This is a genomic window from Pseudomonas sp. NFACC13-1 (genome assembly GCF_900104425.1).
In the GTDB taxonomy this organism is placed as follows: domain Bacteria; phylum Pseudomonadota; class Gammaproteobacteria; order Pseudomonadales; family Pseudomonadaceae; genus Aquipseudomonas; species Aquipseudomonas fluorescens_AA.
Genome location: NZ_FMXV01000001.1, coordinates 420,601 through 439,075, shown reverse-complemented (window position 1 = coordinate 439,075; position 18,475 = coordinate 420,601). Strand labels below are relative to the sequence as shown.

Below are 18,475 nucleotides of genomic sequence, written 5' to 3'. Positions count from 1 at the left end.
CCACAACGGTGCTCCGATCACAGATCGGGATTCACCACTTCATCTCGCCTTTGGCCACCTTGGCACTGAGCTCCAGGGAGCTGTCTTCACCCAGGTCCGGATAGCGTAGTTTCATGGCACGGATCAGCGCGGCGGAATCCTTGGCCTTGGCGGTTTCTTCGTCGAAAGCCTTGATGTAATCGGCGGTGAAACGCACCGAGGCCAGGGAACGGGCGCTTTCGCCCAGGTAATGGCCGGGGATGACAGTGGCCGGTTGCAGCTTTTCGATAGTGTCCAGCGTCGCCAGCCAATCCTTGTGAGACTGCGGCGTCTGGGTATCGGCCATCCACACATGAAGGTTCTCGGCCACCACGACACCGCCCACCACCGCCTTGATCGATGGAATCCACACGAAACTGCGATCCGGCTGCGGACCATCGAGGCCGACGACCTGCAAGCGCTGGCCTTCCAGGGTCAGGCTGTCGCCCTTGAGCACCTGGGGCACGATGGCTCTGGCCGGCGCATCGGTCTTCAGGATCGGCCCCCAGTATTTCAGTTTGCCGTCCATGGTCTGCTTGATGTGCTCGACGGTCGGCGCCGACGCCAGCACCTTGGCCTCAGGGAACGCGGCGGTGAGGGTCTCCAGACCAAAATAGTAGTCTGGGTCGCCATGGCTGATGTAGATCGTGGTCAATCGCTTGCCACTGGCGCGGATTTTTTCCACCACCTCGGCGGCCTGGGATTTGCCAAACTGGGCGTCCACCAGAATCGCCTCTTTTTCACCGCTGACCAACACCGAAGTCACCGGGAAAACCGCCGCCGCGCCAGGGTTGTAGACGTCGAGCGTCAAGCCGGCGGCCCAGCTCTGGGCAGTGAAAGCCAGGGCGGCAGTTGCCAGCAGCAGGCGCTTGAGTGGGATAAAGCCGGTCATGTGTGCTCCGTTGTCGAAAAACCCGCCAGGGGAATGAGACGGAGCTTAGTTACCTGACTCGTTACAAAAAATGCGATGCTGGAACATAGTTTGTTTCTGAAATCGGGCAAATCATGGATCGTCTACAAGCAATGCGGGTGTTCGTCACGGTGGTCGACCTGGGCAGCCAGTCGGCGGCGGCCGAGCATCTGGACCTGTCGCGGCCAGTGGTATCGCGCTACCTGGCGGAGCTGGAAGATTGGGTCGGTGCCCGGCTGATGCACCGCACCACCCGCAAGCTGAGCCTGACGGCCGCAGGTTCCGAGATCCTGCCGCGCTGCCGGCAGATGCTGGAGCTGTCCGGCGACATGCAAGCCGCCGTCGGCACCCCGGACGACGCGCCACGGGGTCTGTTGCGCATCAGCGCCAGCACCTCGTTCGGCCAGGCCCAACTGGCGAGCGCCATGGCCGACTACGTCAAGCGCTACCCAGGGGTGAGCGTCGACCTGCAGATGCTCGACCGCACCGTGAACCTGGTGGACGAGCGCATCGACCTGGCGATCCGTATGAGCAACGACCTGGACCCGAACCTGATCGCCCGCCGCCTGACGGTCTGCCGTTCGGTGATCTGCGCTTCGCCGCGGTATCTGCGTGAGCATTCGACACCGCTGCGCGTGGAAGACCTGAGCCGGCACAACTGCCTCACCCACTCCTACGTCGGCAAGAGCCTGTGGCATTTCGAGCAGGACAGCGAACAGGTCTCGGTGCCGGTACAAGGCAACATCAGCGCCAACGAAGCCAGCACATTGCTTCAAGCCACGATAGCCGGCGCAGGCGTGGCGATGCTGCCCAGCTACCAGGCCGGTGCCCACCTCAAGAACGGCGAACTGATCCGCCTGCTGCCCCATGCCGAACCGCGCCGGATGAACATGTACGCGGTGTATGCCTCACGCAAGCACATGCCCTCGGCGCTGCGCAGCCTGCTGGATTTTCTGGTGCTGAAGTTTCCCGAGACGCCGGAGTGGGATATGGGGTTGTAGAAAATACTCGCCTCACCACTGTCCCCCTGTGGGAGCGAGCTTGCTCGCGATAGCGGTGTGACAGCCAGCAAAGATGTTGACTGACATTCAGCTATCGCGAGCAAGCTCGCTCCCACAAGGGCCAAGGTAGTTTTCTCAAGTACCGTCCCAGGATTTCACCAACAGCCCGCCCCAAGGCATACTGGCCACCCTCCGCAACCCAGAACCCAAAACCGCCCCATGCGTATCCACGTCAGTTTCATCGACCGCGTCGGCATCACCCAGGAAGTCCTGGCCTTGCTCGGTGGGCGCAATCTCAATCTGGATGCGGTGGAGATGGTGCCACCCAACGTCTACATCGATGCCCCGACCCTCAGCCCGCAAGTGCTCGACGAGCTGCGCGAGGCGCTGTTCAGCGTGCGCGGCGTGCAGGCGGTCACCGTGGTGGACATCTTGCCGGGCCAGCGTCGGCACTTGCAGCTCGATGCCTTGCTCGCCGCCATGACCGACCCCGTGCTGGCCTTGGACAGCGTCGGCAAGGTGTTGCTGGCCAACCCGGCGTTGATCGCCCTGTATGGTCGTGAACCGGCCGGGGAAAGCGTGGCCGAGCTGTTCAGTGACGAGGCATTGCTCGGCGCCCTGCTGGAAAACGGTTTCCGCCTGCCGCTGCGGGAGGTCACCCTCAATGGCCAGACCTTGCTGCTGGACGCCACGCCCATCACCGACGCCGGCGCGCTGCTGACGCTCTATCAGCCCAATCGCATCGGCGAGCGTCTGTCCGCCCTGCACCACGACCACGCCGAAGGTTTCGACGCGCTGCTGGGCGAATCCCCGGCGATCCGCACCCTCAAGGCCCGGGCCCAGCGGGTCGCGGCCCTGGATGCACCGCTGCTGATCCAGGGCGAAACCGGCACTGGCAAGGAACTGGTGGCCCGGGCCTGTCACGCCATCAGCGCCCGTCACAGTGCGCCGTTCCTGGCCCTGAACTGCGCCGCGCTGCCGGAGAACCTGGCGGAAAGCGAGCTGTTCGGCTACGCCCCCGGCGCCTTCACCGGGGCGCAACGGGGCGGCAAGCCAGGACTGATGGAGTTGGCGAACCAGGGCACGGTATTCCTCGATGAAATCGGCGAGATGTCACCGTACCTGCAAGCCAAGCTCCTGCGTTTCCTGAACGATGGCAGCTTCCGCCGGGTGGGCGGCGACCGGGAAGTCAAGGTCAACGTGCGGATCCTCAGCGCCACCCACCGCAACCTGGAGAAAATGGTCAGCGAAGGCTCGTTCCGCGAGGACCTGTTCTATCGCCTGAACGTGCTCAACGTCGAAGTCCCGCCGTTGCGTGAACGCGGCCAGGACATCCTGCTGCTGGCGCGCTACTTCATGCAGCAGGCCTGCGCGCAGATCCAGCGCCCGGTCTGCCGCCTGGCTCCCGGTACGTATCCGGCGCTACTGGGCAACCGCTGGCCGGGCAACGTGCGGCAATTGCAGAATGTGATCTTCCGCGCCGCCGCCATCTGCGAAAGCAGCCTGGTGGACATCGGCGACCTGGACATCGCCGGCACCTCCGTAGCGCGCCAGAGCGATGTGGAAGTCGAAAGCCTGGAACAGGCCGTGGAAACCTTCGAGAAGCACCTGCTCGAAAGCCTCTACGTCAACTACCCCTCCACCCGCCAGCTCGCCAGCCGCTTGCAGACCTCCCATACCGCGATTGCCCATCGGTTGCGCAAATACGGGATTTCCGGGAAGCCGTAGGCCCCTTGTGGGAGCGAGCTTGCTCGCGATAGCGGTGGTTCAGTTTGCACTGAGGTGACTGGCAGTCCCCGATCGCGAGCAAGCTCGCTCCCACATGGGGCCGGCGTTGCGTTCAGAATCAAGCCAAAAACGACCTCCACCTGTACTGAAAGCGCTACAGCGGAACGATATCGATACACCTACCGCTAACCAGCACTGTACAAGGCTTTGATCCCACAACGATTTTATCCAGGCGTACGACTGTAGCGATTTCGCTACAGTCGAATTGATTCGAGTCTCGATAAAAGCATTCAACCCGTTGATTTATAAGCACTTATAAACATTGGCCGTATTCTTGCTATGGATATAACCATTCGGCCGGGCCAAGCCCCGCGCCTTTCTTCGCGTCCACCAGACGAATCTGGCCCCAGGAGTTTCCATGAGCGAGTTGCGTTTCACTGAAGATCACGAATGGCTGCGCACCGAAGCCGACGGCAGCGTCACCGTAGGCATTACCGCTTTCGCGCAGAACGCATTGGGCGACGTGGTTTTTGTGCAACTGCCTGAATTGCAGGCCTATGACAAAGGCGCCGAGGCCTCTACCGTGGAATCGGTCAAGGCCGCCAGCGGTGTGTACATGCCCCTGGACGGTGAAGTGCTCGAAGTGAACGACAAACTCGACGCCAGCCCGGAACTGGTCAACGAAGATCCGATGGGCGAAGGCTGGTTCTTCCGCTTTAAACCGACCGACGCCGACGCAGTGGCTAAGCTGTTGGATCAAGACGCCTACGATCGCCTGATCAAAGCCAACGCCGAAGCCTGAGGAGCGCACCATGACCGTTAATCTCGGCACCGCCAACGAATTCATCGCCCGCCACATCGGCCCGCGCTCCAGCGACGAGCAAGCCATGCTCGAGCGCCTGGGCTACGACTCCCTGGAAGCGTTGAGCGCCAGCGTCATCCCGGAAAGCATCAAGGGCACCAGCGTGCTGGACATGGGCGACGGCCAGAGCGAAGCCGACGCACTGGCCTCGATCAAGGCCATCGCCAGCAAGAACCAACTGTTCAAGACCTACATCGGCCAGGGCTACTACAACTGCCACACGCCGGCACCGATCCTGCGCAACCTGCTGGAAAACCCGGCCTGGTACACCGCCTACACCCCGTATCAGCCAGAAATTTCCCAGGGCCGTCTCGAAGCGCTGTTGAACTTCCAGACCCTGATCAGCGACCTCACCGGCCTGCCGATCGCCAACGCCTCGTTGCTCGACGAAGCCACCGCCGCCGCCGAAGCCATGACCTTCTGCAAGCGCCTGAGCAAGAACAAGGGCAGCAAGGCCTTCTTCGCCTCCGTGCACAGCCACCCGCAAACCCTCGACGTGCTGCGCACCCGTGCCGAGCCCCTGGGCATCGACGTGGTGGTGGGCGATGAGCGCGAACTGAGCGACGTCAGCGGCTTCTTCGGCGCGCTGCTGCAGTACCCGGCCAGCAACGGCGACCTGTTCGACTACCGCGAACTGACCGAACGCTTCCACGCCGCCAACGCCCTGGTGGCCGTGGCCGCGGACCTGCTGGCCCTGACCCTGTTGACCCCACCGGGTGAATTCGGTGCCGACGTCGCCATCGGCAGCGCCCAACGCTTCGGCGTGCCGCTGGGTTTCGGCGGCCCACACGCGGCGTACTTCTCCACCAAGGACGCGTTCAAGCGCGACATGCCGGGCCGCCTGGTCGGTGTTTCCGTGGACCGTTTCGGCAAGCCGGCCCTGCGCCTGGCGATGCAGACCCGCGAGCAACACATCCGCCGCGAGAAAGCCACGAGCAACATCTGCACCGCCCAGGTGCTGCTGGCCAACATCGCCAGCATGTACGCCGTGTACCACGGCCCCAAGGGCCTGGTGCAAATTGCCAATCGCATCCATCACCTGACCGCGATCCTCGCCAAGGGCCTGGGCGAGCTGGGCCTGAGCGTCGAGCAAGAGAGCTTCTTCGACACCCTGACCCTGCGCACCGGTGCACACACCGCCGCCCTGCACGACAAGGCCCGCGCCCAACGCATCAACCTGCGTGTGGTGGACACGGAACGCCTGGGCCTGTCCCTGGACGAGACCACCAGCCAAGCTGACGTCGAAGCACTGTGGGGCCTGTTGGCCGACGGCAAGGCCCTGCCGGACTTCGCGGCACTGGCCGCCACCGTGCAAAGCCGCATCCCGGCCGAGCTGGTGCGCCAATCGGCGATCCTCAGCCACCCGGTGTTCAACCGCTACCACTCCGAAACCGAGCTGATGCGCTACCTGCGCAAGCTCGCCGACAAGGACCTGGCCCTGGATCGCACCATGATCCCGCTGGGCTCCTGCACCATGAAACTCAACGCCGCCAGCGAAATGATCCCGGTGACCTGGGCCGAGTTCGGCGCCCTGCACCCGTTCGCCCCGGCCGAGCAAAGCGCTGGCTACCAGCAACTGACCGACGAGCTGGAGGCCATGCTCTGCGCCGCCACCGGCTATGACGCGGTGTCGCTGCAACCCAACGCCGGTTCCCAGGGCGAATACGCCGGCCTGCTGGCGATCCGCGCCTATCACCAGAGCCGTGGCGAAGACCGTCGCGACATCTGCCTGATTCCGTCCTCGGCCCACGGCACCAACCCGGCCACCGCCAACATGGCCGGCATGCGCGTGGTCGTGACCGCCTGCGATGCCCGTGGCAACGTCGACATCGAAGACCTGCGGGCCAAGGCCATCGAGCACCGCGAACACCTCGCGGCGCTGATGATCACCTACCCGTCCACCCACGGCGTATTCGAAGAAGGCATCCGCGAAATCTGCGGCATCATTCATGACAACGGCGGCCAGGTGTACATCGACGGCGCCAACATGAACGCCATGGTCGGCCTCTGCGCCCCGGGCAAGTTCGGCGGCGACGTGTCGCACCTGAACCTGCACAAGACCTTCTGCATCCCCCACGGCGGTGGCGGCCCGGGCGTCGGCCCGATTGGCGTCAAGTCGCACCTGGCGCCGTTCCTCCCAGGCCACGCCAACATGGCGCGCAAGGAAGGCGCGGTGTGCGCGGCGCCGTTCGGCAGCGCGAGCATCCTGCCGATCACCTGGATGTACATCCGCATGATGGGCGGCGCGGGCCTCAAGCGCGCCTCGCAACTGGCGATCCTCAATGCCAACTACATCGCCCGTCGCCTGGAAGAGCACTACCCGGTGCTCTACTCCGGCAGCAACGGCCTGGTGGCCCACGAGTGCATTCTCGATTTGCGTCCGCTCAAGGACAGCAGTGGCATCAGTGTCGATGACGTGGCCAAGCGCCTGATCGACTTCGGTTTCCACGCGCCGACCATGTCGTTCCCGGTGGCCGGCACGTTGATGATCGAACCGACCGAAAGCGAATCCAAGGAAGAACTGGACCGCTTCTGCGACGCCATGATCTGCATCCGCGAAGAAATTCGTGCGGTGGAAAACGGCAGCCTGGACAAAGACGACAACCCGCTGAAGAACGCCCCGCACACCGCGGCGGAGCTCGTCGGCGAGTGGACCCACCCCTACAGCCGCGAACAGGCGGTGTACCCGGTGGCGTCGTTGATCGATGGCAAGTACTGGCCGCCGGTGGGCCGGGTCGACAACGTGTTCGGCGACCGCAACCTGGTCTGCGCCTGCCCGTCGATCGAAAGCTACGCTTGACCTGTGGAGGGGCGGGCTTGCTCGCCACCTCTCAACAACACCGCGAACCTTGTGGAAGGTCACTTTCTCAAGGAAACCACATCTCCCTGTGGGAGCGAGCTTGCTCGCGATAGCGGTGTGACAGCTGACAGAAATGTTGACTGACACTCCGCTATCGCGAGCAAGCTCGCTCCCACAAAGGAGCCTGTGCCCCATTTCATAACCGTCGATCCCATAAAAAGAAACCGGAGAAACACCATGTCGTTAAGCGTGTTCGACCTGTTCAAGATCGGTATCGGTCCTTCCAGTTCCCATACCGTCGGCCCGATGCGTGCCGCTGCCCGTTTCGCCGAGGGGCTGCGCCGTGACGACCTGCTTGAAAGCATTACCAGCGTCAAGGTCGAGCTCTACGGCTCCCTGGGTGCCACCGGCAAGGGCCACGGCAGTGACAAGGCCGTGCTGCTGGGCCTGGAGGGCGAGCATCCCGACACCGTGGACACCGAAACGGTGAACGCCCGGCTCCAGGAGATCCGCAGCAACGGTCGCCTGAACCTGCTCGGCGAACATGCCATCGAATTCAACGAAAAACTGCACTTGGCGATGATCCGCAAGCCGCTGGCCTTTCACCCCAACGGCATGATCTTCCGCGCCTTCGATGCCGCCGGGCTGCAAGTGCGCAGCCGCGAGTACTACTCGGTCGGTGGCGGCTTTGTCGTGGATGAAGACGCCGCCGGCGCCGACCGCATCGTCGAAGACGCCACGCCCCTGACCTTCCCGTTCAAGAGCGCCAAGGACCTGCTGGGTCATTGCAGCACCTATGGCCTGTCCATCAGCCAGGTGATGCTGACCAACGAAAGCGCCTGGCGCCCCGAAGCCGAGACCCGCGCCGGCCTGCTGAAAATCTGGCAGGTGATGCAGGATTGCGTGGCGGCCGGCTGTCGCAACGAAGGGATTCTGCCGGGCGGGCTGAAGGTCAAGCGCCGGGCCGCAGCGTTGCATCGCCAGTTGTGCAAGAACCCCGAAGCCGCCCTGCGCGACCCGCTGTCGGTGCTGGATTGGGTCAACCTGTACGCCTTGGCCGTCAACGAAGAAAACGCCTACGGCGGGCGCGTCGTCACCGCCCCGACCAACGGGGCGGCGGGCATCGTCCCGGCTGTGCTGCATTACTACATGCGCTTCATCCCCGGGGCCAGCGAGGATGGCGTGGTGCGGTTCCTGCTGACCGCCGCCGCCATCGGCATCCTGTACAAGGAAAACGCCTCCATCTCCGGCGCCGAAGTCGGTTGCCAGGGTGAAGTCGGCGTGGCCTGTTCCATGGCCGCCGGCGCCTTGTGCGAAGTGCTCGGCGGCACCGTGCAGCAAGTGGAAAACGCCGCCGAGATCGGCATGGAACACAACCTCGGCCTGACCTGCGACCCGATCGGCGGGCTGGTGCAGGTGCCGTGCATCGAACGCAACGCCATGGGCTCGGTGAAGGCCATCAACGCGGTGCGCATGGCCATGCGCGGCGATGGGCATCACTTCGTCTCCCTCGACAAAGTCATCCGCACCATGCGCCAGACCGGCGCCGACATGAAAAGCAAATACAAGGAGACCGCCCGCGGCGGTCTGGCGGTCAACATCATCGAATGCTGACGCGCGCCATTCTCATTTTCCAGGAGCTGATATGTCCACCGAACAACTGTTGAAAACCCCGCTGCACGCCCTGCACCTCGAACTCGGCGCCCGCATGGTGCCGTTCGCCGGCTACGACATGCCGGTGCAGTACCCACTGGGCGTGATGAAGGAACACCAGCACACCCGCGATCAGGCCGGGCTGTTCGACGTGTCCCACATGGGCCAGATCCGCCTGAGCGGCGCAGGCGCCGCCAAGGCCCTGGAAACCCTGGTGCCGGTGGACATCATCGACCTGCCGATAGGCATGCAGCGCTACGCCATGTTCACCAACGACAACGGCGGCATCCTCGACGACCTGATGGTTGCCAACCTGGGCAATGACGAACTGTTCCTGGTGGTCAACGCCGCCTGCAAGGAACAGGACCTGGCCCACCTGCGTGCGCACATTGGCGATCAGTGCACGATCGAGCCGCTGTTCGAGGCCCGCGCCCTGCTCGCCCTGCAAGGCCCGGCCGCCGTCACCGTGCTCGCCCGCCTGGCGCCGGACGTGGCGAAGATGACCTTCATGCAGTTCCAGCGCGTCACGCTGCTGGGCGTGGATTGCTTTGTCAGCCGTTCGGGCTACACCGGTGAAGACGGTTTCGAAATCTCCGTACCCGCCGCCGACGCGGAAAAACTCGCCCGTGCCTTGCTGGCCGAGCCGGAAGTCGCGGCCATCGGCCTCGGCGCCCGTGACTCCCTGCGCCTGGAAGCCGGCCTGTGCCTGTATGGCCACGACATGAACACCGAGACGACGCCGATCGAAGCCAGCCTGTTGTGGGCCATTTCCAAAGTGCGCCGTGCCGATGGCGCCCGCGCCGGTGGTTTCCCCGGCGCCGAGAGCGTGTTCGCCCAACAACAGGGCGGCGTGAAGCGCAAACGCGTCGGCCTGCTGCCCCAGGAACGCACACCCGTGCGTGAAGGCGCGGAGATCGTCAACGAAGCCGGCGAGACCATCGGCTCTGTGTGCAGCGGCGGTTTCGGCCCGACCTTGGGCGCTCCGTTGGCGATGGGTTACCTGGACAGCGCCTATGTAGCGCTGGATACGCCGGTCTGGGCCATCGTGCGTGGGAAAAAGGTGCCTTTGCTTGTAAGCAAAATGCCATTCGTTCCACAGCGCTACTACCGCGGCTGATTGGTTGTTTCTATAAGTAACGCGGTTGCGTTATACGTGCACTAATGTGTCACGCAACCGCCATAAAAAGGTGCATATCTTAGACATTCAACCGACCTTATAACGGTCGTAAACAATTGAACTAGCCTATCGAATAAGCCCTGCTCCGCAAGCGGCGTAAATGCGGGCAAGCTGAGCAAATACGGGGCCTTCCGAGGGGGTTGTTTTTTTATTCGAAGTTGGCGTAGAGTTTGGTCACTGTGTTTGCATGGGTCGCTTGGAATCGTGACCTGGGCAGTAGCTTATGAAGTTCGCTACATCCCGTTCGACGTCTCTTACTTTCCTGCAACCCAGCCCAGTACTCTTTCATGCGAAAGAGGCTGTCATCAATTTTAGCGTCAAAGGAAATAAGAAAATGTCTCAACGTCAGAGCGGTACCGTCAAGTGGTTCAACGACGAAAAGGGTTTTGGTTTTATCACGCCTGAAAGCGGTCCGGACCTGTTCGTGCATTTCCGCGCCATCCAGGGCAACGGCTTCAAGAGCCTGAAAGAAGGCCAGAAAGTCACTTTCGTTGCCGTGCAAGGCCAGAAAGGCATGCAGGCTGACGAGGTTCAAGCCGAAGCCTGAGGCTTTCGCACACTAAAAAGCCCCTGATTGATATCAGGGGCTTTTTTATGGGCGTAAATCCGTAAAATGGCTTCTTTTTTCAGCCGAGGCCGTCATGCCGAAACACCTGCTCACGCCCCAGGGCGACTTCCCCCCCGCCGGCCTGGGCCGTCGCCTGGCGGCGATGTTTTATGACTTTTTGCTGTGCACAGCGCTGCTGATCGTCACCAGCGGCGCCTACAAGATGATCCAGATGGCGATCATCGGCGAAGAAAAGATGCGCGCCCTGACCGAAGCCGGTGCGCTGGACGGCGACCCATTGCTGTCCACCGTGCTGCTGTTCGTGCTGTTCGGCTTCTTCGCCAAGTTCTGGACCCACAACGGCCAGACCCTGGGCATGCAGGTGTGGTGCATCCGCGTACAGAACGCCGATGGCACGGCCATCAGCCTGTGGCAGGCGCTGCTGCGGTTCGTGGTGTCGATCGCGTCACTGCTGCTGGTGGGGTTGGGTTTCATCTGGGCGCTGTTCGACAAGCGCCAGCGCAGCTGGCATGACATCTACTCGGAAACGCAGCTGGTGCGGATTCCCAAGAAGAGCAAGTAATTCCCGACTGCAAGACAGCCTTGTGGCGAGGGAGCTTGCTCCCGCTCGGCTGGTGTAGGAGCTGCCGAAGGCTGCGATCTTTTGATCTTTCGCTTGAGACTCAAGTGTCTGGGACAAGATCGCAGCCTCGTTGCACTCGACAGCTCCTACACCGCAGTCCCGCGGGAGCAAGCTCCCTCGCCACAAAAAGCTTTAAGGCCTCAAGCCCCTAACGCTCAAAGACCATCAGCCTCCCAACGATCAGGCATTCCCCGCCAGCTTCATCCGCGCCGCCTGGGTGAAGTCCAGCATGCGCTTGAGCGGGCGAATCGCCTGGGGGATCAGCGCCGGGTCGACGAAGATCTCGTTGGCACCTTCCTGCAAGCTCTTGAGCGTGCGCTCCAGGGTGTTCATGGCCATCCATGGGCAATGTGCGCAACTGCGGCACGCCGCGCCGTTACCGGCGGTAGGGGCCTCGATGAAGACCTTGTCCGGGCACAGCTGCTGCATCTTGTAGAAAATGCCCCGGTCGGTGGCGACGATCAGCGTCTTGTTCGGCAGGGTCTGGGCCGCGGCGATCAACTGGCTGGTGGAGCCCACGGCGTCCGCCAGCTCGATCACCGATGTCGGCGACTCCGGGTGCACCAGGATCGCGGCGTCCGGGTATAGCGCCTTCATGTCCTCCAACTGCTTGGACTTGAACTCTTCGTGGACGATGCAGGCACCGTCCCAGAGCAACATGTCGGCGCCGGTCTTGCGCTGGATGTAAGTGCCCAGGTGCTTGTCCGGCCCCCAGATGATCGTCTCGCCGTTGTCCATCAGGCTCTCGACGATTTCCAGTGCGCAACTGGATGTCACCACCCAGTCGGCCCGGGCCTTGACCGCCGCCGAGGTGTTGGCATAAACCACCACGGTGCGCTCCGGATGCTGGTCGCAGAACGCCGAGAACTCATCCACCGGGCAACCCAGGTCCAGGGAGCAGGTGGCCTCCAGGGTGGGCATCAACACGCGTTTTTCGGGGTTGAGAATCTTGGCCGTCTCGCCCATGAACTTGACCCCGGCCACCACCACGGTCTTGGCCGGGTGGGCATTGCCGAAGCGGGCCATTTCCAAGGAATCGGACACGCAACCACCGGTCTCTTCGGCCAGGGCCTGGATGATCGGGTCGCAGTAGAAATGCGCGACCAGCACCGCGTCCTGAGCCTTGAGCTCGGCGGCGATGGCGGCGCGGTACCAGGCTTCTTGCTCGGCGGTCAGCGGCTTGGGCTGCTTGGCGTCGAGGTGGGCCTGGACCAGAAGGCGTTCGGAAATTTGCGTCATGTTCGCAAGACCTGCAAGCGCGTTTAGCGCGAAAGTCGAGTATACACCCGGCTCCGGACCACTCGGGTACCGCCGGGAAAGTGGGTATCAATCAGGCACGGGACAGCGTGAAGCCGGCAAGGCTACAGAATATCCCGCCGATGCAAAAGATCATTCTGACCTGTGCCCCGCCAGGCGACATCGCGCCCGGCCAAGCTGACTGAAATGTAATCACTCGCCTGATCCGCCTGTGTCATCTTTCGCTCAAATCTGCACAGGGAGACCACCTCCCATGCACGCAGCGAATCGACTGACGGACTCTCATCGCATGCAAACAAAAACTTCCCGGCGAACCTTCGTAAAGGGCCTGACTGCCGGCGGCATCCTCAGCGGCCTGGGTCTGTGGCGCGCCCCCGTCTGGGCAGTCACCGGCCCGGGCCAGCCCAACGTACTGAGCGGCACCGAGTTCGACCTGTTCATCGGCGAAAGCCCGGTCAATTTCACCGGCACCCCCCGCACCGCCCAGACCATCAATGGCGGCATCCCCGGCCCGCTGCTGCGCTGGCGTGAAGGCGACACCGTGACCCTGCGAGTGCGCAATCGCTTGCAGGACACCACCTCCATCCACTGGCACGGGATCCTGCTGCCGGCCAACATGGACGGCGTTCCGGGATTGAGTTTCAAAGGCATCGAGCCTGGCGGTCTGTACGTTTATCAATTCAAGGTCCGGCAGAACGGCACCTACTGGTACCACAGCCACTCCGGTTTCCAGGAACAGTCCGGGGTCTATGGTCCGCTGGTGATTGACGCCAGGGAGCCCGAGCCCTTCCAGTACGAACGGGACTATGTGGTGATGCTCACCGACTGGACCGATGAGGATCCCGGCGACGTCCTGCGCAAGCTCAAGAAGCAATCGGACTACTACAACTACAACAAACGCACCGTCGGCGACTTCATCGACGACGTGGGCAAGAACGGCTGGGCCAATACCGTGGCCGACCGCAAGATGTGGGCCGAGATGAAGATGAACCCCACCGACCTGGCCGACGTCAGTGGTGCCACCTACACCTACCTCATGAACGGCCAGGCGCCGGACATGAACTGGACCGGCCTGTTCAAGCCCGGCGAGCGCCTTCGCCTGCGCTTTATCAACGGCTCGTCCATGAGCTATTTCGACGTGCGAATTCCCGGCTTGAAGATGACAGTGGTGGCGTCCGACGGCCAATACGTCAAACCGGTGAGCGTCGATGAGTTCCGGATCGCCGTGGCCGAAACCTATGACGTCATCGTCGAACCCACCCAAGAGGCCTACACCCTGTTCGCCCAGTCCATGGACCGCACCGGCTATGCCCGCGGCACCCTCGCGACCAGGGCCGGATTGTCGGCACCGGTGCCGCCCCTGGACCCTCGGCCCCTGGTGACCATGGACGACATGGGCATGGGTGGCATGGACCACGGCGACATGGGGCAAATGAACGGCATGGACCACGGCTCGATGCAGGGCATGGCGGGAATGGACGACAGCTCGATGCAAGGCATGGATCACAGCCAGATGCAGGGCATGGGCGACATGGCCGGTATGGATCACAGTGCCATGCAGGGCATGGACAGCATGCTCGCGCACCCCGACACCGAGAAAGACAATCCCCTGGTGGACATGCAGGCCATGAGCGTCAAGCCCAAGCTCGATGACCCGGGCATGGGGCTGCGGGACAACGGCCGCAAAGTGCTCACCTACGCCGACCTGCGCAGCACCTTTCCCGACCCCGACGGCCGCGAGCCGGGCCGCACGATCGAGCTGCACCTGACCGGGCACATGGAGAAATTCGTCTGGTCGTTCAACGGCGTGAAGTTCGCCGACGCCGCGCCGCTGCTGCTCAAGTACGGCGAGCGACTGCGCATCGTGCTGATCAACGACACCATGATGACCCACCCCATCCACCTGCACGGCATGTGGAGCGACCTGGAGGATGAGAACGGCCAGTTCATGGTCCGCAAGCACACCATCGACGTGCCACCGGGTGCCAGGCGCAGCTACCGGGTCACCGCCGATGCCCTCGGGCGCTGGGCGTATCACTGCCATCTGCTGTTTCACATGGAGATGGGCATGTTCCGTGAAGTTCGGGTGCAGGAATGAGGAGCCGACCATGACCACTGTTTTTCACTACTCCACGGCACTCATTGCCAGCCTGGCCCTCGGCACCATCACCCCGACCTGGGCGGCCAGCAACGACATGCCCGGCATGGATCACAGCCAGATGCCGGGAATGGACCACAGCCAGATGCAAGGTATGGATTCAATGCAGGGCATGGAACCCATGCAATCGGCGCCGACCAGCAGCCGCACGCCGATCCCGGCGCTGACCGCCGCCGACCGCGCCGCCGTCTACGAGGATCATGGCGGACACGCGGTGCATGACAGCGCCATCCATTCGTTTTTCCTCATCGACCAACTGGAATGGCAGGACGCCAATGACGGCAGCGCCCTGAGCTGGGATGCATCGGGCTGGATCGGCGGCGACATCGACCGCTTGTGGCTGCGCTCCGAAGGTGAACGCCTCAACGGCAAGACCGAAGAAGCCGAATTGCAGGCCCTGTGGGGCCACGCCGTCAGCCCCTGGTGGGACCTGGTGGCCGGCGTGCGCCAGGACTTCAAGCCAGGCGATTCGCAAACCTGGGCCGCCTTCGGTGTGCAAGGCATGGCGCTCTACAACTTCGAAGCCGAGGCCACCGCGTTCATCGGCGAAGGTGGCCAGAGCGCGGCGCGCCTGGAGGGCGACTATGACATCTTGCTGACCAACCGCCTGATCCTGCAGCCCACCGCCGAAGCCAACTTCTATGGCAAGAACGATCCCGCCCGTGGCGTCGGCTCGGGGCTGTCGGACACCGAGCTCGGCCTGCGGCTGCGCTACGAAATACGCCGCGAATTCGCGCCCTACATTGGCGTCACCTGGAATCGGGTCTACGGCAACACCGCCGACTACGCCCGGGAAGATGACGAAGACCGCAGCGAAGCGCGCCTGGTGCTCGGCCTGCGCCTGTGGTTCTGACCTGTTTCACTAAAACTAAAAACCGAGCTGTAGGAGTCCTTGCATGTCATTCATCAAAACCGCCGTCGCCTTGTCCGCCGGCCTGTTGCTCAGTGGCCTGGCCCAGGCCCACCCGAAACTGCTGTCCTCCTCCCCGGCCGAAGGCGCCGAAGGAGCGGCGCCGGCGAAGATCGAGCTGCACTTTTCCGAAAACCTGATGACCCAGTTTTCCGGCGCCAAGCTGATGATGACTGCGATGCCGGGCATGGCGGCGCATTCGCCGATGCCCATGCCGGCCAAGGTGTCCGGCAGCGATGATCCGAAAACCATGGTCATCACCCCGAATGCCCCGCTTACCACCGGCACTTACCAAGTCCAGTGGCGCGCGGTGTCGTCCGACACTCACCCGATCACCGGCAACGTCACATTCAAGGTGAAGTGAGTTGATGAGCGACTCGATCAACATCGCGCTGCGCTTTGCCTTGTACCTGGATTTGATGTTGCTGTTCGGCCTGGCCGCGTTTGGCCTCTATAGCCTGCGAGGCCAAGAGCGGGTCTCGGGGGTGCAGTTGCCTTTCGCGCCGCTGCTGTTGATCACGGCGGTGCTGGGAGGCTTGCTTTCCCTGGCGGCCATGGCGTGCATGGCCTGGGCCATGAGCGGTGTTTCGGCGTGGGCCGAACTGTGGCCGCACATTGAAATGATGGTCGTGCAAACCGATGTCGGCTTGAGTTGGACGCTGCGCATGGCGGCGCTGCTGCTGGCCGGTTTCGCCGTGCCGCTCAATCACCGTTGGCCGAGCGCCAGCCTCGGCCTGGTCACACTGGCCGGGGCCGTAGCGCTGGCGACACTGGCTTGGGCAGGTCACGGCGCCATGGACGAAGGCAGCCGTCGCAACTGGCACTTCATCACCGACTTCCTGCACCTGTGGGCGGCGGGTGGCTGGGTCGGTGCCTTGGCCGCGTTTGCCCTGCTGCTTCGCCAGGCCGAACCTGCGTTGGCGGTACTGGCCCGGACATTGACCGGGTTCGAAACCGTCGGTGCGGTGATCGTGCTGGTCATCGGCGTGACGGGGGTGGTGAACTATCTGTTTATCGTCGGCCCGAGTGTCGAAGGGCTGCTGGACAGCACCTATGGTCAGTTGCTGACGCTCAAACTCATCTTGTTCGCGGCCATGCTGGTGTTCGCCGCATTGAACCGTTTTCACCTGAGCCCGCTGCTGGAACAAGCCCGACAGAGCGGCGAGCACGGGGTTGCGGTGAAGGCCCTGCGGCGCAGCATGGTGCTGGAGTTCGCCGTGGCGGTGGTCATCCTGGGGTTGGTCGCGTGGTTGGGCACGCTGAGCCCGGCGATGGAATAAGGGGTAGTGAACTACATTGTGGCGAGGGGATTTATCCCCGCTGGGTTGCAAAGCAACCCCCAAGCCTGAGCGCTCGGTGTGTCAGGCAAGTGCGTCCATACTTTTCAGGTCTGCTTCGCAGCCCAGCGGGGATAAATCCCCTCGCCACAAAAACTCTGATCCCTTCACTGATTACCATTACCTGCAGCATTTAATTTTTCAATACCCCCCGCCAGTTTTCAGTTTGCCCATAACAGGCCATCCCAGCCTAAATGATGCTTTGTTTTAACCAAGGCTCTGTTATGGAAAACGTTCGAACCTCAAGCACCCACGCCGTCTGGCTGATGGTCAGCATCGTCTTGGTGGCGCTGAACCTGCGGCCCTCGATGGCCGCGGTCGGGCCGTTGCTGTCAGCCATTCGCGGCGAGGTCCCCCTGAGCTTCAGCACGGCCTCGCTGCTGACCATGTTGCCGGTCATGGCCATGGGCCTGGCGATGTTCCTGGGCATGCGCATCGCCCTGCGCATCGGTGAGCACCGCACCATTGTCCTGTCGCTGTTGATCATCGGTATCGCCACCGCATCGCGTTTGTACCTGGACAGCGCCGCCGAGCTGATCGTCAGCGCGGTGCTGGCCGGACTCGGCATCGCGCTGATCCAGGCGGTGATGCCAGCGTTGATCAAGTCGCGCTACGCCGACAACGTCTCGCTGTTCATGGGCCTGTATGTCACGTCGATCATGGGCGGCGCGGCGCTTGCCGCGTCGTTTTCGCCGTTTGTCCTGGCGCAGACCGGCAGCTGGCGCATCGGCCTGGCGATCTGGGCGCTGTTGGCGTTGGTCGCCCTGGGTTGCTGGTACGCCCAGCGTTCAGCCGTGACCCCGTTACCCGAAGCCCCTGTCCGGCAGCGAGAATCATTCTTCAGCAATTCCCGGGCTTGGCTGCTGGCGATTTTCTTCGGCCTGGGCACCGCCTCCTACACCTGTGTACTGGCCTGGCTGGCCCCGTACTACGTGGAAAAGGGCTGGAGTGAACAACACGCAGGCCTGCTGCTGGGGTTCCTCACGGCCATGGAAGTGCTGTCCGGCCTCGTCACTCCGGCGATCGCCAACCGCAGCCAGGATAAACGCGTGGTCCTCGCCGTGTTACTGGTGCTGATCATGGGCGGCTTCTGCGGCCTGATCCTCAGCCCGGAACGCTTCAGCCTGTTGTGGCCTTGCCTGCTGGGCCTGGGCATCGGCGGCCTGTTCCCGATGAGCCTGATCGTGTCCCTAGACCACTTGGACAACCCGCGACGGGCCGGTGGCCTGACCGCGTTCGTGCAAGGCATCGGCTACCTGATCGCGGGGCTCTCGCCATTGATTGCCGGGATGATCCGCGATCAGTTGGGCAGCTTCGAATGGGCCTGGTGGTCGCTCACCGCCGTCATGGCGTTGATGCTCCTGATGGTGCTGCGCTTCAATCCCAAGCAGTACGCGCGGCATATCAGCTAGTCAACGAAGACAGGCCGCTCGCGCCCGGGGCTGCATTCGATGCAGCCTCGGTTTTGACAGTT

15 protein-coding genes are annotated in these 18,475 nt (G+C 62.9%); 13 read left to right on the top strand and 2 right to left on the bottom strand.

What is annotated here, in order from left to right; all coding sequences use genetic code 11:
• Positions 1-31: 31 nt before the first annotated feature.
• On the bottom strand, positions 32-910 hold the full coding sequence (locus tag BLQ55_RS02015) for an MBL fold metallo-hydrolase (RefSeq protein WP_092252038.1): 879 nt from the start codon (positions 908-910) through the stop codon (positions 32-34).
• 113 nt (positions 911-1,023) lie between these two features.
• Between BLQ55_RS02015 and BLQ55_RS02010 the strand changes: the two genes are divergently transcribed.
• The 8 genes from BLQ55_RS02010 (at position 1,024) to BLQ55_RS01975 (ending at position 11,279) form a co-directional block, all read left to right on the top strand.
• A complete protein-coding gene (locus tag BLQ55_RS02010; protein ID WP_092252036.1) occupies positions 1,024-1,929 on the top strand; it encodes a LysR family transcriptional regulator in 906 nt (301 codons plus the stop codon).
• A gap of 219 nt (positions 1,930-2,148) precedes the next feature.
• The gene (locus tag BLQ55_RS02005) at positions 2,149-3,657 is read left to right on the top strand and encodes a sigma-54-dependent transcriptional regulator (protein ID WP_092201512.1); all 1,509 of its coding nucleotides are present in this window, start codon (positions 2,149-2,151) and stop codon (positions 3,655-3,657) included.
• A 418-nt stretch (positions 3,658-4,075) separates the two neighbouring features.
• A complete protein-coding gene (gcvH, locus tag BLQ55_RS02000; RefSeq protein ID WP_092252034.1) occupies positions 4,076-4,459 on the top strand; it encodes a glycine cleavage system protein GcvH in 384 nt (127 codons plus the stop codon).
• Positions 4,460-4,469: 10 nt separating this feature from the next.
• Positions 4,470-7,319, top strand: a complete 2,850-nt coding sequence (gene gcvP / locus BLQ55_RS01995) for an aminomethyl-transferring glycine dehydrogenase (protein WP_092252032.1) — start codon at positions 4,470-4,472, stop codon at positions 7,317-7,319.
• A gap of 237 nt (positions 7,320-7,556) precedes the next feature.
• Entirely contained in the window at positions 7,557-8,933 is a 1,377-nt protein-coding gene (locus BLQ55_RS01990; RefSeq protein ID WP_092252030.1) for an L-serine ammonia-lyase, read from the top strand.
• Between the two features lie 31 nt (positions 8,934-8,964).
• On the top strand, positions 8,965-10,089 hold the full coding sequence (gcvT, locus tag BLQ55_RS01985) for a glycine cleavage system aminomethyltransferase GcvT (RefSeq protein WP_092201504.1): 1,125 nt from the start codon (positions 8,965-8,967) through the stop codon (positions 10,087-10,089).
• Positions 10,090-10,483: 394 nt separating this feature from the next.
• On the top strand, positions 10,484-10,696 hold the full coding sequence (locus BLQ55_RS01980) for a cold-shock protein (RefSeq protein ID WP_003175786.1): 213 nt from the start codon (positions 10,484-10,486) through the stop codon (positions 10,694-10,696).
• 94 nt (positions 10,697-10,790) lie between these two features.
• Entirely contained in the window at positions 10,791-11,279 is a 489-nt protein-coding gene (locus tag BLQ55_RS01975; protein WP_092252028.1) for an RDD family protein, read from the top strand.
• Positions 11,280-11,519: 240 nt separating this feature from the next.
• Here BLQ55_RS01975 and nadA read toward each other — a convergent pair whose 3' ends face one another.
• Positions 11,520-12,578 carry a quinolinate synthase NadA gene (nadA, locus tag BLQ55_RS01970; RefSeq protein ID WP_003205010.1) on the bottom strand — a complete coding sequence of 353 codons (1,059 nt, stop codon included), beginning with the start codon at positions 12,576-12,578 and terminating at the stop codon, positions 11,520-11,522.
• A gap of 307 nt (positions 12,579-12,885) precedes the next feature.
• Here nadA and BLQ55_RS01965 point away from each other — a divergent pair, with 307 nt between their 5' ends.
• From BLQ55_RS01965 to BLQ55_RS01945, 5 genes are all read left to right on the top strand, one after another.
• Positions 12,886-14,694, top strand: a complete 1,809-nt coding sequence (locus BLQ55_RS01965; RefSeq protein ID WP_092252026.1) for a copper resistance system multicopper oxidase — start codon at positions 12,886-12,888, stop codon at positions 14,692-14,694.
• Positions 14,695-14,704: 10 nt separating this feature from the next.
• Positions 14,705-15,607 carry a copper resistance protein B gene (locus tag BLQ55_RS01960; protein ID WP_092252024.1) on the top strand — a complete coding sequence of 301 codons (903 nt, stop codon included), beginning with the start codon at positions 14,705-14,707 and terminating at the stop codon, positions 15,605-15,607.
• Between the two features lie 43 nt (positions 15,608-15,650).
• Positions 15,651-16,028 carry a copper homeostasis periplasmic binding protein CopC gene (gene copC / locus BLQ55_RS01955; protein ID WP_092166436.1) on the top strand — a complete coding sequence of 126 codons (378 nt, stop codon included), beginning with the start codon at positions 15,651-15,653 and terminating at the stop codon, positions 16,026-16,028.
• Between the two features lie 4 nt (positions 16,029-16,032).
• Complete coding sequence (gene copD / locus BLQ55_RS01950) at positions 16,033-16,944, top strand: copper homeostasis membrane protein CopD (protein ID WP_092201495.1); 912 nt, start codon at positions 16,033-16,035, stop codon at positions 16,942-16,944.
• Between the two features lie 281 nt (positions 16,945-17,225).
• Positions 17,226-18,413, top strand: coding sequence for a cyanate transporter (locus BLQ55_RS01945; protein ID WP_092201493.1), 1,188 nt, complete (start codon positions 17,226-17,228; stop codon positions 18,411-18,413).
• Positions 18,414-18,475 lie beyond the last annotated feature (62 nt).

Bases quoted from the DNA above. Each gene is read 5' to 3' on its own strand.
- copC (WP_092166436.1), top strand. From the start codon at position 15,651: ATGTCATTCATCAAAACCGCCGTCGCCTTGTCCGCCGGCCTGTTGCTC.
- gcvT (WP_092201504.1), top strand. From the start codon at position 8,965: ATGTCCACCGAACAACTGTTGAAAACCCCGCTGCACGCCCTGCACCTC.
- BLQ55_RS02005 (WP_092201512.1), top strand. From the start codon at position 2,149: ATGCGTATCCACGTCAGTTTCATCGACCGCGTCGGCATCACCCAGGAA.
- gcvP (WP_092252032.1), top strand. From the start codon at position 4,470: ATGACCGTTAATCTCGGCACCGCCAACGAATTCATCGCCCGCCACATC.
- BLQ55_RS01965 (WP_092252026.1), top strand. From the start codon at position 12,886: ATGCAAACAAAAACTTCCCGGCGAACCTTCGTAAAGGGCCTGACTGCC.
- nadA (WP_003205010.1), bottom strand. From the start codon at position 12,578: ATGACGCAAATTTCCGAACGCCTTCTGGTCCAGGCCCACCTCGACGCC.
- BLQ55_RS02010 (WP_092252036.1), top strand. From the start codon at position 1,024: ATGGATCGTCTACAAGCAATGCGGGTGTTCGTCACGGTGGTCGACCTG.
- BLQ55_RS01990 (WP_092252030.1), top strand. From the start codon at position 7,557: ATGTCGTTAAGCGTGTTCGACCTGTTCAAGATCGGTATCGGTCCTTCC.
- BLQ55_RS02015 (WP_092252038.1), bottom strand. From the start codon at position 910: ATGACCGGCTTTATCCCACTCAAGCGCCTGCTGCTGGCAACTGCCGCC.
- copD (WP_092201495.1), top strand. From the start codon at position 16,033: ATGAGCGACTCGATCAACATCGCGCTGCGCTTTGCCTTGTACCTGGAT.
- BLQ55_RS01980 (WP_003175786.1), top strand. From the start codon at position 10,484: ATGTCTCAACGTCAGAGCGGTACCGTCAAGTGGTTCAACGACGAAAAG.
- BLQ55_RS01975 (WP_092252028.1), top strand. From the start codon at position 10,791: ATGCCGAAACACCTGCTCACGCCCCAGGGCGACTTCCCCCCCGCCGGC.
- BLQ55_RS01945 (WP_092201493.1), top strand. From the start codon at position 17,226: ATGGAAAACGTTCGAACCTCAAGCACCCACGCCGTCTGGCTGATGGTC.
- gcvH (WP_092252034.1), top strand. From the start codon at position 4,076: ATGAGCGAGTTGCGTTTCACTGAAGATCACGAATGGCTGCGCACCGAA.
- BLQ55_RS01960 (WP_092252024.1), top strand. From the start codon at position 14,705: ATGACCACTGTTTTTCACTACTCCACGGCACTCATTGCCAGCCTGGCC.